We start from the raw sequence: 16,866 nt of genomic DNA on the forward strand, positions 1-16,866 counted from the left end.
CTTTATTTATCATTTAAATAAACAGCTTGTCCTGTTTTAGCTGATTCGTATATAGCTTCTAATATCTGAGTTACAACAAACGCTTCTTTAGGTTTAACCACGGGTTCTAAGTTGTGAGTAATACTATTTATCCAAGCTCTCGCTTCTTCTTCTGCTTCATCTATCTTTTCACCTTCATAAAAATCAACACCAGCATTTTCTAATTCAATTTCAGAAGTATACAGTGTTTTTAAGTCTTCACCGTGTATACGTAAGCCATTTTTCATGTCAGCGCCACCATCAGTACCTGACAATGAACATTTAGCTTCATCAACGTCTAAAGAATTAAGCGCCCAACTTGATTCTAATATAATTGTGGCCCCGTTCTTCATCTTGATAAATCCAAATGCAGAGTCTTCTACCGTGAATTTATTTGGATCCCAAGAACCCCAAGCATTAGCTGCATTCGCTTGTTTACCTAATTTATGAAATGTAGAACCCATCACGGATTCAGGCTCATAATTATCCATCATCCATAATGTGAGATCTAACGCATGTGTTCCTATATCAATTAACGGGCCACCTCCCTGTTTCTCTTCATCTAGAAAAACACCCCATGTTGGTACTGCACGTCTTCGAATAGCATGAGCCTTACTAAAATATATATCTCCTAGATCCCCACGTTGCGTTACTTTTCGTAAATATTGACTATCAGCACGAAATCTATTTTGATAACCAATAGTTAACTTTTTATTGTTGTGCACTGCAGCATCAATCATTAATTGTGCTTCTTCAGAAGTTTTAGCCATAGGTTTTTCACACATCACATGCTTGTTTGCATTTAATGCTGCTACAGTAATCTCTTGATGCGTATTATTCGGTGTACAAACATGAATAACTTCAATCGAATTATCTTTTAATAATTCAATGTAATCTTCATACACTGTTGCATTTTTATCACCATAGCGCTTTGCCGCTGCTTCAGCTTTTGTTTTATCTATATCACAAAAGGCAATCATTGATACCTCCGAAATTTTTGCTAAACTTGGTAAATGTTTACCATTTGCTATACCTCCACAACCAATAACACCAACTTTAACTGTCATCATCTCATCTCCTTAATTTTTGAACTTTCTAAAAGAAAACGCTTACAATAAAATACAAAAAAATATTTAAGTCTTCTTTCTTACTTTAACTCCTTTAAAATTATAGTAGAATAAAAAATTAAAAACACCAATAAGTTTGACGTATTTAGAATTTATATATTAACATTAGAATATATTTTCAAAATTCGGAAATTTTTCCAATGGATAGGTGGAATCTTTTTATATGGTACTAGATCATCTTATTAATAAACATTTTGAACAACTAACAGAAAATGATTTACATATTATCAATATTATCAGACAAAACATTGATCAAATTTCGAACATGAAAATCCATGATTTAAGTAAACTTACACACACATCTATCTCTACGATTCATAGGTTAGTTAAAAAAATGGGATTTGAAGGTTATAGTAATTTCAAGTTTTACTTGAAAATGGATACAAACACATCACCTACGCAATTCACGGATGCAGATACAATTGTTGAAGATGTTCAAAGGACTGTTGAACATCTTGAAATGTTTGACTATCAACCACTTAATGAATTAATTGAAGCTGCTCCATTCATCTATATCTTTGGCACAGGTATGGCGCAACAAAACGTAGCTCGTGAAGCTCAAAGACATATGCTATCTATTTCTAAAAGAGCTATTGTTATTAACGATGAAACGGAATTACGTTTAGCTATAAACCAAATGTCCTATGATGATTTACTTTTTGTTATATCATTATCAGGAGAAACTAAAAATTTAATAGAGCCTATTCAACTCATCAAGGCCCGCGAACTACTTTACGTGTCAATTACGACTTTGCACGATAACTATATTGCTAAACATGCTGCATTTAATATTTACGTTAATAGTGCACCTATTCAATTTTTTAATAATACAGAATACTACAGTTTCACACCTTATTATGTGGTATTTGATTTTATAGCAAGAACTTATCATAATTATAAAATTAATAGTTAGTTTTCATGTACATCCACGTCTGTTTTTATTACTACAAAATTTCAAATAAGTCATTATATACGCTATATCGATAAAAAGTGGGGCGTTGTTTGAAAAACTCATCTCATGTTTTACTTTCTACACTGCCCCACTAATTTAAAATATTAACAAGGCTAACTTAATTTGTTTAAAATTTGTTCCACTTCTTCTCTTACTTGTGAAACCGAAAGTCCAACAATAACTTGAATATTTTTACCACTTTTAACAAGACCATGGGCCCCGCCTTCTGCTTTAAAATAATTATCTGCTGCTACCTTTTCAGGATCATTTACAGTCACTCGTAGTCTTGTGGCACAATTAGTAACATCAACTATATTATCTGCACCACCTAACCCTTCTATATATACATCTGCTTTCATTTGATATTCACTATAACTATCAGAAAGCGAATCTTGTTTTTTATTTTCGCGGTAGTCTTTTTTTTTATATAGTTTAGTATCTTTATTGTCATCTTTTTCTCTACCAGGCATTGGAATATCAAACTTCAAAATTATAAACCTAAACAAGTAATAATAAATAAAGATAAAAATAATACCTATTACAAATTGAGCTAAATAGGTGCCCCAATGTGTTCCAAATAAAGGAATCCAATTGGTTGCTGCTATTTCAATAAAACCGCCACCTAAATTTCCAACTAAGCCAAATGCATGCATAATTGTAACCATTGTTGCACCTAAAATAGCATGTATCAAGAATAAGAAAGGTGCTATAAATATGAATGTAAATTCTAATGGTTCGGTAATTCCTGCAAAAACAGCAGTCAATGTGGCTGCCAATAATAGTGCACCTACCTCTTTCTTTTTATGAGGTTTAGCTGTGGAATATATCGCCAGCGCTATGCCAATTGAACCAAATATTTTTGTGTTACCTTGTAATAAGAATCCACCACCAGGGAATATATCTTTCAATGATTTAGTTGTCTCAGAATATTCAGTAAGATGTGATATCCAATATGATTTAATACCACCATCTACAACAGCTGGACCATACTCAAATGGTGTATAGATAAAATGATGTAAACCTGTTGGTATCAATATCCTTTCTAAGAAGTGAAATAACCACACGCCAACATAACTTGATGAAGCAAGAAAGACTTGTAACGACGCAATCCAACCTTGAACAATCGGCCACCCCCAACTTGTTAAAAATGCAATTGGAATCATACAAAAGAATGCAAGCATAACTACAAAGGGTGACCCCTGGAATATACCTAATGATTCAGGCAATTTCTTATCATAATAACGGTTATGTAACCATATTGCGATACCCGAGATAATTAAAGCACCAATAATATTAGTATCTAAGGTTTTAATACCTACTAATTCTGTCAGTCCTGTCGCATCGTCAACATTCTCTTTAAAGTTAACGCCAAAAGCAGGTCCCCACGTCATTAATATGCCATTAATAAAATAATTAAACATCATATAAGTAACTACAGAAGACATCACTGCATGTCCTGCTGATTTTTTCGCTAATGAAATAGGTAATCCAATTACAAAAATGAGTTCTATATTTTCAAATACAGTCCATCCTCCGTTTTCAATTAATGACCATATTTGAAACCATAAACCATCAGGATTGGCGAGCCCTCCCATAATAGCTTCATTTTTGAAAAGTGTCGCAATTCCAATAATAATACCGAAAAATGGGAACAATAACACAGGTACTATCATCGCTCCACCGAACCTACGTATTGCATTGCCAATGTTTCGTCCAATATTCATAATCATCATCCTTTTCATACAACTTGGAAGCGCTTTCTTAAAATGATGATATGCTTAAATATTTATAAGTTCAATATAATAACCTGATTCTGACATAATGTACCCTTGAATGATTTTATTTCCATCAAAAGGTAAATTTTCCAATCTTTTAATAAAGCAGCAATTATAAATATATCTCCTAAATTACAAATTCTTGATTCTATTTATTAAAAAAACAGCACTTTAATCCTCGTATTCGGATTAAAATACTGCATTCACCTTAGTATTCATTATTTATTGACCATGATAAATATTAAATTCAAGTGGTTTCACTTCATTGTCTAACCATTCTTGATAAATTAATTTTTTCTTCACTTTATTATCGATAATTGTAATACCACAATCACCGCCGCCTGCGCCTGATGTCTTAGCTGCACCACCGTATTTTTCGGCTACAGAGCATAAAACTTTCAAGTGCGCTGTCTCAATATCAATCGTTGCCTCTTTATCCATCGATTGAATAATCTCACGGTTTGTACGAATCATTTGCTGTACGCCTTTAATGTGGTTTGTTTTGAAGGCGTGAATCAGTTTTTCTACGCATAAATGTGAGCGTTCTAAGAATTTACCATAAAATGTGGGATCTGATTTTAAGCGTTTAACTTCACTAACAAGATGATGTGATGACGCGGGAGATCCTGTCCAACCAATTAGCACCTCCATGTTTTCAGGAGGCTGTAATGGTTCAATATGTAGACCAGGCCAGTTTTTATTTAGTACTTCGTTGACAGAAGTATCCTCTATTTGTTGTGAAACCCACTCATGATCAAATGTACTATACGCTAGCCACCCTGTATAAATACTTACAGCAATATCTCCACATGAACTTAAGCTTTGTAACTTCATATTAGCAATCACGGCTAATTTATATATATATAGGTTGGATAAATGTGTCTCATAAAATTCATTTAATACTTTTACAACTGAAACGAGCACAGCTGCACTAGACCCTAGCCCATACTTATGACCATTCGCATCGTCTAGATTACTATCTATCGTTAAATTAAAATGCTTCAAACTGATATTGTTACTACGAACATACTGCTCAAACACTTCAATCGCAGTAATGACATACTTCAATTGTTTAGCAGCATGTACATCTGAAACAACAATTCTATCTTCACGTCTTTGGAAAGTCACAGGTTCATGGTGTAATGTTTTTGAATGTATTGTGCCTTGAGAAACACTAGAATCTTCAATAGTAGCTGTTACAAATCGATCTACTGCAATTAATACAGATTTATATCCAGGTTCAGTAACAGCATATTCACCTGCAATATATAGCTTACCTGGTGCTTTGACTTGAATCATTTTATCTCTTCCTTACTCAATAATTTCAACGCCTGTGCTTATAATATCACTCGCAATGATTTGTGTTTCGTCAAATGATTTATATAAGGCATCCATCACTGCTTGTTGATTTTTCTTTTCAACTAAAATTTTCACATTAGGTCCAGCATCCATTGTAAAGTAGCACGGATAACCCGCTTCTCGACATTGGTGTACAATATCCATTACAAGATAACTATCATCTACCATATACGTAAATGGTGGTTGTGCTCCTAAGTTCGTTGCATGCATACGTAAACCATTTGCCTCTATAACTTCACCTAATTGCTTAAAGTCTTTCTGGTTTATTGCATGCTTAACTGCTGTTATATCTTCATCTACATGATCCAACCAATATTGATAAAATCGAGATGTATCACGTGTTAGTGACATACCAGCACGGCTAGATACTTTTTTAGATTTATTGTTGATTACTACGAATATCATTGCTAAGTCATTTTCCCAATTGTCTGCTTCAACAGGAAAACTGTATGATGTTTCATCATCATGACCTTTTTCCCATTCTACAAAGCCACCGTAGATACTTCTTGATGCTGATCCAGAACCTCTACGAGCTAACCTAGATAAGGCTTTACCCGTTAATCCAAGATTTAAAGCCTTGTCACACGCAGCTGCTAATGCGGCATACGCACTTGCTGAAGAAGCAAGTCCTGCTGCAGTTGGTACATAATTCTCACTTTCAATATACGCATGCGCAGATGTTCCACCTAATTCTCTGACGATATCCATAAATTTACTTATCTTAACGGCCTCATTTTCTTCAACCACTCCACCATTTAAAATAAGCGTATCTTTGGCATAACTCTCATCAAAAGTAACTTTTGTTTCAGTATAAAAACGGTCTAATGTTACAGAAAGACTATTATTCATCGGAATGATATAAGTTTCGTCAGCCTTCCCCCAATATTTAATCAGTGCAATGTTTGTATGCGCACGTGCTTTACCACTATTGACCAACCTCATTACCCTCCTAAGTATTCAATCCATGTATGATGTGCACCTAAATCTGTTGCACATTTAACGATGTTCTCTGCTATTTCTAAATCAGTAGCTAATACAATCATACTACCACCTCTACCACCACCAGTTAACTTACCGGCAATAGCACCTTGTTGCTTACTTACTTGTAATATTTCTTCAATCTTCTCATGACTTACAGTTAATGTTCTCAAATTCTCTTGGCATAAATTAAATACAGAGGCTAATTGTTCGAAATCATGGTGTTCAATTGATTCACTTGCTTCATGTACAAGTTTACCAATATGCTTTACATTTTGCAGATATTTACGATCTTCCTTACATAAATTATGCACATCTTCTACTGCTTGTTTCGTAGAACCACGAACACCTGTATCGATAACAACCATATAGCCATTTAAATCTAATGGTTTTAAGTTTTGTACTTGTCCTTGTTGAAACCACACAGGCTTATTGGAAACAATAGTTTGTGTATCAATACCGCTTGGTTTACCGTGTGCAATGCGCTCAGCCCAATTCGCTTCTTCAATTAACAGTGCATCAGATAACGGTTTTTTAAGATAATCAAAACTTGCACGCACAAAAGCCACTGCCATAGCAGCACTAGAACCTAATCCTCTAGAAGGTGGTAAGTTTGTATCAATCGATACTTTTATAGGCGTTTTAATACTATATTTTTCAATAAATCTTGTAATTACTGCTTTTAAATGTTCAGGTGCCTTGCTTAATTCACCTTCAAATACTTCACTTTTGATAAAAGAAACACTTGTTTCCTTCAAAGATTCAATTGTTGCTTTTACTTTACCAGTCGTGAATGGAATTGCAATTGCTGGTTCACCAAATGTTACAGCATGTTCACCAATTAATATTACCTTACCATTCGCTTCCCCGTATCCTTGTTGTGCCATATTTTCAATCACCTTTAGTATTTTCTTTAAATTGTATTTATATGTACTTATTTGTACAGTTCAGGCTTCTATTCATTTACCCATAAAAATGCATTCATCATTTAAATCATATTTCCAAGGAAATCTTCTGTTTTCATTCTATGAAAATGAAAAAGAAGGCGTATTTAAGTATGCAATTTTTAAATTTAGCTAAAATCTCATTAGCATTAAACATTTTCATTATTTTTGCAAACATCATTTTATATTATCTCACAAATTCTATATAATGCCATACGACTCTGGTCATAGTTTATCAAATTCTATAAACTACACCTTCTTACATTATGATAGAGACCTATAAACAACCATCGCAAAAATTAATACCAGATGCTAATTCATGTTCATACTTACTCATTATAAAACGCCTAGGCCATATATTCAAAAACTTACATTGAAAATGGCCAAATTTATTAATTATTAGTTTTTAAACCATACTTTCACTATATTACTTATTTCATTTCTATAATTCAACAGATTTAAAAACCTATTGCTATAAATCTTATTTAATTTAACAAAATAAAAAAAGACTAGTATGTATACTTAATCTTCAAGTACCCATACTAGCCTTACTCTAATCTAATTCATTGTTTGATTGATTTTAGCGTTACGCTCTATCATTTTTTCAAAATAACCTTCATATAATTGCCATTCCTCATCAGTTATTGGCTCCATGTTCAAGCGTCCGCCTAAATCTTTGATTGCATACAACAATTGGAACATCACATCTTGGACTGTTATCTTCTTATTTAATAGCGTTTCTAAAGACGCCATACAAGATGGTTCAATATTTGGATAAGTGAATTTGGTTTCGCCATCTTTTAATGCACGTTCATAAAAGGACTGCATCATCTCAGCTCTTTCACTGCCATCACCTTCTACACAAAGGTAAACTTGAACTGCAATACCACCACGAACGCGTCTTTGCGAAATACCAGCAAACTTTTTACCATTAATGCTCAAGTCAAATTTACCTGGACAATATGACCTTTCGATTTCATGTGTCGCTATTTCAACATCTTCATCTTCAAACATTTTAGCAATTAATAAATACATTACTGAAAAAGCTTCATCAATCGTTATGTCATGTTTCCCTTTAAAAATCAATGATATGTTCAGCACACCTTGATCTAAGACCACACCTAGTCCGCCCGAGTTTCTAACAATAGCATTATAACCACGCTCTTCAGTAAGATAACGTATACCATCTTGCAAATAAGGTAACCTTGAATCATGAATACCTAATATTACAGTATGTTGATGTACCCATGTGCGAACAACACTACATGATAAATCTTTCCCTACACTTTCAGAAAATGTATCATCAAATGCAAATGACTGCATAGGCGCCAAACCCGAAGAATGATCTATATAACGCCAATCTGAGGTATTAAAATATTTACTTGCTAAATCCATTATTGTAATGATTGTGCAGCAGTAATGATTGATAGATTATATACGTCTTCTATAGAACAGCCACGTGATAAATCATTTACTGGTGAGTTAAGACCTTGTAATACTGGACCAACTGCATCAAAGCCACCAAGACGTTGAGCAATTTTATAACCGATATTTCCAGCTTCTAAACTTGGAAATACGAATACATTTGCATCGCCTTGAATTTTAGCGTCTGGTGCTTTTTTCTTCGCAACTTCTGGTACAATTGCTGCGTCAAATTGGAATTCACCATCTACAACGACGTCTTCAATATTATCAGCTTTAATTTTCTCTTGAGCTATGTCTACAGCGTTTGAGACTTTTTCAACATCATCTGATTTAGCAGAGCCTTTTGTTGAGAAACTTAACATTGCCACGCGTGGTGACATACCGAAACTTTTAGCAGACTTAGCACTTTCAACTGCAATTTCAGCTAAATCTTGTGCTTCAAGTGTAGGATTAATTGCACAATCACCAAAAATGTATTGCTGATCGTCTTTAATCATAAAGAAGATACCTGAAGTTTTAGAGACACCAGGCTTTGTTTTGATAATTTGTAATGCTGGACGCACAGTATCTCCAGTAGAATGAGCCGCACCACTAACAAGACCTTCTGCTTTACCAGTATAAACAAGCATTGTGCCGAAGTAGTTAACATTTTTCAACATTTCTTGTGCTTGTTCTTCTGTTGCTTTACCTTTACGACGTTCAACAAAAGCAGTTACTAATTCTTGTTTTAATTCACTTGTTTCTGGATCAATAATTTCTAAATTTGCAATATCTAAACCTTTGTCATTAGCTAAGGCTTTAATATTTGCTTCGTTACCTAATACTACAGGTGTCACATAGTCTGTCCCTTGTAATTGTGTTGCTGCTGTTAGTACTCGTTCGTCTTCTCCTTCAGGTAAGACTATTTTCACGTTTTTTCCTGAAAGTTTTTCTTGTAATACATCTAATAAAGACATAAGGGCCTCCTCAAAATTTCAATTCTTTTTATTTTACGAATACCATTATACGTTATTTTTTCTTAGAATTCCATGTCACCAATTTGTAATCATTTACTTATGTTTTAATACTCCCTTTATGGTAAAATTTTGTAGTGAAGACATAAAAATTTTCATAAAAGGAGAGATTTAAATGCCACAAGCACCAGAAACACTAGATGGATGGTACAGTTTACATTTATTATATGCTATTGATTGGTCAAGCCTACGTTTAGTTCCGAATGAAGAACGTCAAAATCTCGTAGAAGAGTTACAATCATTTTTAAATAAACATGAATCAGCTCGCATAAACAATACTGGTGACCATGCATTTTACAATATAACAGGTCAAAAAGCAGATATTCTTTTATGGGCATTACGACCAGAAATGAAAGACTTAAACGCCTTTGAAAATGAATTCAATAAATTAAGAATCACTGATTTCTTAATCCCAACATATTCATATGTTTCAATCATAGAATTAGGAAATTATCTTGCTGGAAAATCTGATGAAGATCCTTATGAAAACCCTCATATTAAACCAAGATTATTCCCTGAATTACCACATTCTGAATATATCTGTTTCTATCCAATGGATAAACGTCGTAATGAAACTTATAACTGGTACATGCTCCCACTTGAAGAACGTCAAGAGCTTATGTATGCACACGGCAAAATCGGTCGTCAATACGCTGGAAAAATCAAACAATTTATTACAGGCTCAATGGGATTCGATGACTTTGAATGGGGAGTAACATTATTTGCAGATGATCCATTACAATTCAAAAAAATCGTCTCTGAGATGAGATTTGATGAAACAACAGCACGCTATGGTGACTTCGGTAGTTTCTATGTAGGCCACATTGTTAAGAAAGAAAATTTACAAGACCTTTTTTCATTATAAATATATGAAGAAAGAAAAACAGAATGAGAAGTAGTTTACATTAGTGCTACTAGCTCATTGAAAAAATTTCACATTACGATTAGAAAAGACCTCGTCACTAGCTTAACTAATGACGAGGTCTTTTAATTTTGAGACAAGGGCGACGCCCTTATACTCATTTTATTGTAGTGTGTTTGGGAGAACTTTAGCCACTACTTAATTTAAATATTAACTGTTTATATTGTCGCTACTCAATATATGTCTGTAACAGTTAACTAATACTATTTTAACCTATTTGAAATATTTGAAACATAAATGTATCAGAACAATTGCACGAAATACATTAATTCCCTTATATAATAAGTTCAGAGCGATTCTTATAACAAAATGTAATAATAAAGTGTTACAATAAAAAATATTAATTCAATAACTTATTCCCACTCTATGAGAATGATTCAATAGTGTTGGTTAAATACATTTTTATTTGGTGATTAAATGACAATTTATAATCAAGCAATCGAGAGTTATGATGAAAAAATGGCAAAAGATGTTATTATGCTTGCTGGAAGAATTCTATTAGAATCAGGTGCAGAAGGTTCACGCGTGGAAGATACAATGACTAGGATGGCTTTTACTTTAGGCTATAAAGAGAGCAATAGTTTTGTTACAAATACTGTCATCAATTTTATGCTACATAATGAATCTTATCCAAGGATTTTCCGGATTAAAACACGTGACACGAACCTACTTCGCATTTCACGAACAAATGGCGTTTCTAGAAGACTGTCACTTGGTGATATTTCTTTAGAAGACGCATTTCAAGAATTACAAAAAATATACAATGAACAAAGCATTCAAAGTCATTATCTTTTTTACAAATTTATAGCTGCCGCAATTATTTCAGTTAGCTTTTTATACTTACAAGGTGGCTATTTAATAGACGTTTTTACCGCATTAGTAGCCGGGTCTTTGGGCTATATTGTAGTAGAATTATTACATCAAAAATTGCATGCTCAATTTATTCCTGAATTTATGGGGGCGTTAGTAATTGGCTTAATAACAATTATAGGACATCACCTCATTCCAGGTGGTTCAGTCGCCACTATTATAATTGCTGCAGTTATGCCAATCGTACCAGGTGTGTTAATCACAAATGCCATTCAAGATTTGTTCGGTGGACATATGTTGATGTTTACCACTAAATCCTTAGAAGCACTCGTCACTGCTTTTGGTATCGGAGCTGGCGTTAGTACAATACTAATTATTTTTTAGGAGTTATGTTTATGTTTTGGATATTAAATTTTATATTTAGCTATACCGCCTCCCTCTTTTTCGGTGTAATATTTGATGTTCCTAAACGTCTATATAACATTGTAGGACTTGTTGGAGCTTGTGGTTGGATGGTTTATATTTTATTTTATGATGGATTTTCTACGCACACGATCTACTCTAGTTTCTTCGGAAGTCTAGCTTTAGGTTGTTTAAGTCATATCATGGCTCGTGTTAAAAAAGAACCGGTTATCATCTTTATGATTCCAGGAATAATTCCATTAGTCCCTGGTGGACTAGCCTTTGATGCAACTAAGAATCTAGTACTGTTAGAGTTTAGTAAAGCTATAAATACAATGTTAGAAGTCACACTTATAGCTGGTGCAATAGCGTTAGGATTGCTCTTCGCTGACCAAATAGCCAAACTAATTGTTTCCGGAACAAAAATACGTAAAAAACGCGTGTGAATTATATATTTACGTCAATAGACACAAAAAAGAGGACAGCTAATCACTATAGATTGCTGTCCTTCTTTTTAAATGATTAAACTTTTATTAATCCATGCTAAATACATATTTTTACGAAAAGTAATAACTATTTATTGGCTTTCTCTGACTTATGTTCATTTATTAAATCTACGACGTCATCTTCTGAACGATTTAAAATCAATCTGCTTAATTTATCGTTGTCCATACGCTTCAGTTTTGGATAGCGCACTACAAAGAAGATTAAACCAATCACTAACCAACTACCTAATGCAATATATGAAGGTACAGATAGTGACGCTGGTGAACCAGGTACTAATAATAACAATAAGAAAATAAATGATACGATTGAACCTAAGATTGCAAATGTTTTATAAACAGGGCTATACGTATTGCTAGATTTATTGAAGCTAAATAACCTAGCTGCTGACAGACAAGTAATAAAGTATGCAATAGATACTCCTGTTGACGACATATCGACAATCCAAGTCAAGGCGGTACGTCCTAACCACGGTGCAATTAAAGTAATAGCAACTAAGAAGATAATTGCAATATATGGCGTTTTGTATCTATTGTGCAATTTACTAAATACTGATGGCATAATACCTGAACGGCCCATAGAGAATAGCAAACGACTAGAGCTCATTAAGAAACCATTTAATCCAGTGAAAATTCCCATGATAATAGCAATTGCTAACACTGCTAAGCCAATATAACCAAAGGCTTCCTGTGTTACAGCACCTGTTAACCATAAGTTTCCATTTAAACTGGTCGATGAAGTACTTAACCAACTAGTGTATAATATCATCAATACATAGGTAAACGCTGCAGCTAACAAACTATATACAATAAGTTTGAATGTTTTATTAGGCGAAAAATCAAATTCTTCAGCTGTCTGTGGTATATTATCAAATCCAACATATGCCCATGGCGCAATTGCCACAATCATTATGATTGAAGTAAACCATCCCTTACTTTCATTAGTTAATGGTTGTAAATTTTCAAAGGAAAAGTTATTACCAAAGAAAGAACCGAAAAATAATAATAATATTGTAATAACCATTGCTACACAGAAATAGTATTGCAGAGATCCTGAAACACTTGCACCTTTAATCGCTATAAACATAAAAACAATTAATAATAATGAAGCAATCAGAATTTCAGTGATATACACATCCCATCCTGCTATCGTATATAATTTACCACTTTCTAAAATATCAGGTAATAAAAATTTAATTAATAAACTAAATGCTGTGGCGTTTAATGCAACCACACAAATATACCCAAATGTTAAGAACCAGGATGAGAAGAAACTTACGTACCTCCCAAATCCTAAAAAGCTAAATGCAAAGGCTCCGCCTGAAACCGGAAAACGTTCTACTAATGCACCATAACTTACCGCAATGAGTATCATTAATAATGCACCAATTACGATACCTATAGCTGCAGAAATCGGGCCTGATTGACCTATCCAGTCACCTGGTAATATAAAAGCGCCCCAACCTATACACGATCCATAGGCGATTGCCCATACAAATTTCTCAGATAAGTTCTGTTTTAAATCTCCTCTATCTATCTGTTTTTCATTTTGACTCATAAATAAAATTCACCTCATGGAGTGTATTATACCCATAAGATGAATTCTATAACAATTATAAATTTATAATTTAATCGTTGCTATAACTAACATTAGCCAGCCAGCAATAAATAGTACGCCGCCAATTGGCGTAACCGCGCCTAATATACGAATTTGAGTTAAAGCTAAAATATACAATGAACCACTGAAAAATATAATACCAAAGAATAGTAACCAACCTGCCCAATTGACATTAATCGATGTAGTACCACTAATGATACCTATCGCTAATAATCCTAGACCATGATACATCTGATAAGTTGTTGCCTTTTCCCAAATTGATAAGTATTTTTCCGATAGTTTATTTTCTAATCCATGTGCTCCAAAAGCACCTGTACCCACTGCCATCATCGCATTAAGAGCACCTAAAATAATAAACACTTTCATCATGTTAATTTCCATCCTTCCATCATTTAAAAATCAAAAATTGAGTCACCATTACCTATTTCATCATCTGTAACCAATTTATTAGAATTTAATCCAGTGTCGGTTGTCACATCCTGACTGGAACTATTTGGAACTTTTCCACCCATTGCTCTGATTTCATTTTCAGAAATATGCGATTTAGTATTTCCTTGTTGTACTGTTGATGATTTAAAAGAAGATGATACATTAAAATTATTGTCAGTATAACGTTGTTTATTAGAACGAGTCTCAGTAACTAATGATGTTAATGTATGAATCGCATATATATGCTTCTCAAAATCAACATTACTTTGAGCTTCGTCTGCTTGGACTAACTCCTGTTCAATCAATTGAATAATCTTTTCTTTTTCCATATATTAATCCTCACTCTCACACCAATTCACTGGTTGAATGCCATTTGTTTGTAAATATTTATTTGTCAGAGAATACGGTTTTGATCCAAAGAAACCACGATATGCTGACAACGGGCTTGGATGTGGAGACTGAATAATATGGTGTTTTGTAGTGTCTATTAGCTTAATTTTCTGTTGCGCGGGTTTCCCCCATAAAATAAACACGACATTTTTCAATTGTTCAGATACCGCTTTTATCACTTCATCAGTAAAGGTTTCCCAGCCAATATTTTTATGGGAATGCGCTTGCCCTTGGCGAACCGTCAAAACAGTATTTAATAATAAGACACCCTCACGTGCCCAATCCTGTAAATGTGGAGATTTTCTTATACAACCAATATCATCTTCAAGTTCTTTATACATATTTCGTAAAGAAGGTGGAAACTTGGCATCTGGCTGCACTGAAAAAGCTAATCCATGTGCTTGATTCGGTCCATGATAAGGGTCTTGACCTAATATGACCACTTTCACGTCTTCAAAAGGCGTTAAATCAAATGCTTGATAAATGTTTTCTCTATCTGGATACACCACTTCAGTAGTATATTCTTTTTCTAAAAAATCGTGCATGGCAGTAAAGTTATGTCGCGTAGTTATATCATGAAAAATATCCGACCATTCCATATCGTCTCACCTCATTCATATAGTAACATAAAGAACCACTTTTTTGCTTTAGCAAAATTAGTGGTTCTTACACATGAGCCTGTGCTCAGGTGTTCCTCTGACTTTTCTCGGTAACGAGATACTTTTACACTTTTTTGCTTTAGCAAAATTAGTGGTTCTTACACTTGAGCCTGTGCTCAGGTGTTCCTCTGACTTTTCTCGGTAACGAGATACTTTCACTCTTTTTTGCTTTAGCAAAATTAGTGGTTCTTACACATGAGCCTGTGCTCAGGTGTTCCTCTGACTTTTCTCGGTAACGAGATACTTTCACTCTTTTTTGCTTTAGCAAAATTAGTGGTTCTTACACATGAGCCTATGCTCAGGTCTTCGTTTATTAATTTAATGACCTTTAATTACGTAAACCCTTTTTAAATCTTGTAATCTTCTCAAACCCTCCTTTATCAACACCTCATTATTTAGAATACATGTTAAACATGGTATGATAAGTGCAAAAGATATTTAGGAGTGAAATTTAATGGCATTGAAAAAAACATTAACAATTGCCGGTTCAGATACTAGTGCTGGAGCAGGTATGCAAGCTGATTTAAAAACCTTTCAGGAATTAAACACATACGGCATTGTAGCACTAACTTCAATCGTAACAATGGATGAAAAAACATGGTCACATGATGTGACACCAATTCCATTTGATGTATTCGAGAAACAATTAGAAACAGCAATTTCAATTGGTCCAGATGCAGTGAAAACAGGCATGCTAGGTACACAAGAAATTATTAAACGCGCTGGCGAAGCATTTGTTGAGTCTGGAGCAGACTACTTTATTGTAGATCCAGTGATGGTATGTAAAGGAGAAAACGAAGTACTAAACCCAGGTAACACAGATGCAATGGTAGAACATTTATTACCAAAAGCTACTGTTGTAACACCAAACTTATTTGAAGCTGGTCAGCTTGCCAATTTAGGTACTTTGAAATCAATAGATGATATGAAAAAAGCCGCTGAAATTATTCATCAACAAGGTGCAAAACACGTTATTATTAAAGGTGGCAAAGCATTAGACCAAGATAAATCATATGACCTTTACTTTGATGGCAAACAGTTCTATCAATTAACAACAGATATGTTCCAACAAAGTTATAACCACGGTGCTGGTTGTACATTCGCAGCAGCTACAACTGCATACTTAGCAAATGGTAAATCACCTAAAGACGCTGTTATCGCTGCAAAAGCATTTGTTGCTTCAGCAATTAAAAATGGTTGGAAAATGAATGACTTTGTTGGTCCCGTTGATCACGGCGCATTTAACCGCGTTGAACACATTGACGTAGAAGTTACAGAAGTTTAAATAAGAACAGGAACACACCTCAAAAAATACTAACAATGAGGTGTGTTTTCTTTATATATTATGGAAGGTTTTGAAAAATGAGTTATGATCAATTATATAATATAAACTTCAAAAAACCTATAAAACTACACCAAACACACAATATTATTTAAATATTTAAATAATATACGACATTAGTCTGATAAAAAGTTGATACTGTAGACTCATGTATTCACTTTGTTTTTCTATTAATATAATAAGTGTAGAGAGATAAAGGA

General features: G+C 33.8%; 16 protein-coding genes. 5 read left to right on the top strand and 11 right to left on the bottom strand.

What is annotated here, in order from left to right; genetic code table 11:
• Nucleotides 1-2 precede the first annotated feature (2 nt).
• Nucleotides 3-1,085, bottom strand: coding sequence for a Gfo/Idh/MocA family protein (locus ACW5YJ_RS13305; protein ID WP_017722662.1), 1,083 nt, complete (start codon nt 1,083-1,085; stop codon nt 3-5).
• A 223-nt stretch (nt 1,086-1,308) separates the two neighbouring features.
• Between ACW5YJ_RS13305 and ACW5YJ_RS13310 the strand changes: the two genes are divergently transcribed.
• Entirely contained in the window at nt 1,309-2,058 is a 750-nt protein-coding gene (locus ACW5YJ_RS13310; RefSeq protein ID WP_017722663.1) for a MurR/RpiR family transcriptional regulator, read from the top strand.
• 152 nt (nt 2,059-2,210) lie between these two features.
• Here ACW5YJ_RS13310 and ACW5YJ_RS13315 read toward each other — a convergent pair whose 3' ends face one another.
• The 6 genes from ACW5YJ_RS13315 to pta form a co-directional block, all read right to left on the bottom strand.
• Complete coding sequence (locus ACW5YJ_RS13315; RefSeq protein WP_457338273.1) at nt 2,211-3,821, bottom strand: alpha-glucoside-specific PTS transporter subunit IIBC; 1,611 nt, start codon at nt 3,819-3,821, stop codon at nt 2,211-2,213.
• A 273-nt stretch (nt 3,822-4,094) separates the two neighbouring features.
• Complete coding sequence (locus ACW5YJ_RS13320) at nt 4,095-5,171, bottom strand: phosphomevalonate kinase (RefSeq protein WP_107551200.1); 1,077 nt, start codon at nt 5,169-5,171, stop codon at nt 4,095-4,097.
• A gap of 12 nt (nt 5,172-5,183) precedes the next feature.
• Nucleotides 5,184-6,167 carry a diphosphomevalonate decarboxylase gene (mvaD, locus tag ACW5YJ_RS13325; protein WP_107551199.1) on the bottom strand — a complete coding sequence of 328 codons (984 nt, stop codon included), beginning with the start codon at nt 6,165-6,167 and terminating at the stop codon, nt 5,184-5,186.
• A gap of 5 nt (nt 6,168-6,172) precedes the next feature.
• A complete protein-coding gene (gene mvk, locus ACW5YJ_RS13330) occupies nt 6,173-7,096 on the bottom strand; it encodes a mevalonate kinase (RefSeq protein WP_017722667.1) in 924 nt (307 codons plus the stop codon).
• Nucleotides 7,097-7,711: 615 nt separating this feature from the next.
• On the bottom strand, nt 7,712-8,548 hold the full coding sequence (locus tag ACW5YJ_RS13335; protein WP_026113489.1) for a lipoate--protein ligase family protein: 837 nt from the start codon (nt 8,546-8,548) through the stop codon (nt 7,712-7,714).
• Nucleotides 8,548-9,534 carry a phosphate acetyltransferase gene (gene pta / locus ACW5YJ_RS13340; RefSeq protein ID WP_017722669.1) on the bottom strand — a complete coding sequence of 329 codons (987 nt, stop codon included), beginning with the start codon at nt 9,532-9,534 and terminating at the stop codon, nt 8,548-8,550. Before pta ends, ACW5YJ_RS13335 begins: the two co-directional genes overlap by 1 nt.
• A gap of 172 nt (nt 9,535-9,706) precedes the next feature.
• Between pta and hemQ the strand changes: the two genes are divergently transcribed.
• The 3 genes from hemQ (at nt 9,707) to ACW5YJ_RS13355 (ending at nt 12,171) form a co-directional block, all read left to right on the top strand.
• A complete protein-coding gene (gene hemQ / locus ACW5YJ_RS13345; protein WP_119603961.1) occupies nt 9,707-10,456 on the top strand; it encodes a hydrogen peroxide-dependent heme synthase in 750 nt (249 codons plus the stop codon).
• Between the two features lie 480 nt (nt 10,457-10,936).
• The gene (locus tag ACW5YJ_RS13350; RefSeq protein ID WP_371094546.1) at nt 10,937-11,707 is read left to right on the top strand and encodes a threonine/serine exporter family protein; all 771 of its coding nucleotides are present in this window, start codon (nt 10,937-10,939) and stop codon (nt 11,705-11,707) included.
• 11 nt (nt 11,708-11,718) lie between these two features.
• Nucleotides 11,719-12,171 carry a threonine/serine exporter family protein gene (locus ACW5YJ_RS13355; protein WP_047172793.1) on the top strand — a complete coding sequence of 151 codons (453 nt, stop codon included), beginning with the start codon at nt 11,719-11,721 and terminating at the stop codon, nt 12,169-12,171.
• Between the two features lie 127 nt (nt 12,172-12,298).
• On the opposite strand, the gene ACW5YJ_RS13360 is transcribed toward ACW5YJ_RS13355, so the two are convergent.
• The 4 genes from ACW5YJ_RS13360 to ACW5YJ_RS13375 form a co-directional block, all read right to left on the bottom strand.
• Nucleotides 12,299-13,786: an APC family permease gene (locus ACW5YJ_RS13360; protein WP_426432532.1), complete on the bottom strand. Its 1,488-nt coding sequence runs from the start codon at nt 13,784-13,786 to the stop codon at nt 12,299-12,301.
• A 63-nt stretch (nt 13,787-13,849) separates the two neighbouring features.
• Nucleotides 13,850-14,212, bottom strand: coding sequence for a DUF423 domain-containing protein (locus tag ACW5YJ_RS13365; protein ID WP_039834355.1), 363 nt, complete (start codon nt 14,210-14,212; stop codon nt 13,850-13,852).
• 26 nt (nt 14,213-14,238) lie between these two features.
• Entirely contained in the window at nt 14,239-14,604 is a 366-nt protein-coding gene (locus ACW5YJ_RS13370; protein WP_171916500.1) for a DUF5327 family protein, read from the bottom strand.
• Nucleotides 14,605-14,607: 3 nt separating this feature from the next.
• Nucleotides 14,608-15,264 (bottom strand): uracil-DNA glycosylase, encoded by a 657-nt coding sequence (locus ACW5YJ_RS13375; protein ID WP_017722676.1) that lies wholly within the window; start codon nt 15,262-15,264, stop codon nt 14,608-14,610.
• A gap of 514 nt (nt 15,265-15,778) precedes the next feature.
• Between ACW5YJ_RS13375 and thiD the strand changes: the two genes are divergently transcribed.
• On the top strand, nt 15,779-16,609 hold the full coding sequence (gene thiD / locus ACW5YJ_RS13380; protein ID WP_107552048.1) for a bifunctional hydroxymethylpyrimidine kinase/phosphomethylpyrimidine kinase: 831 nt from the start codon (nt 15,779-15,781) through the stop codon (nt 16,607-16,609).
• The last annotated feature ends 257 nt before the right edge of the window (nt 16,610-16,866 follow it).

Source organism: Staphylococcus sp. mip270_02, from assembly GCF_054031535.1.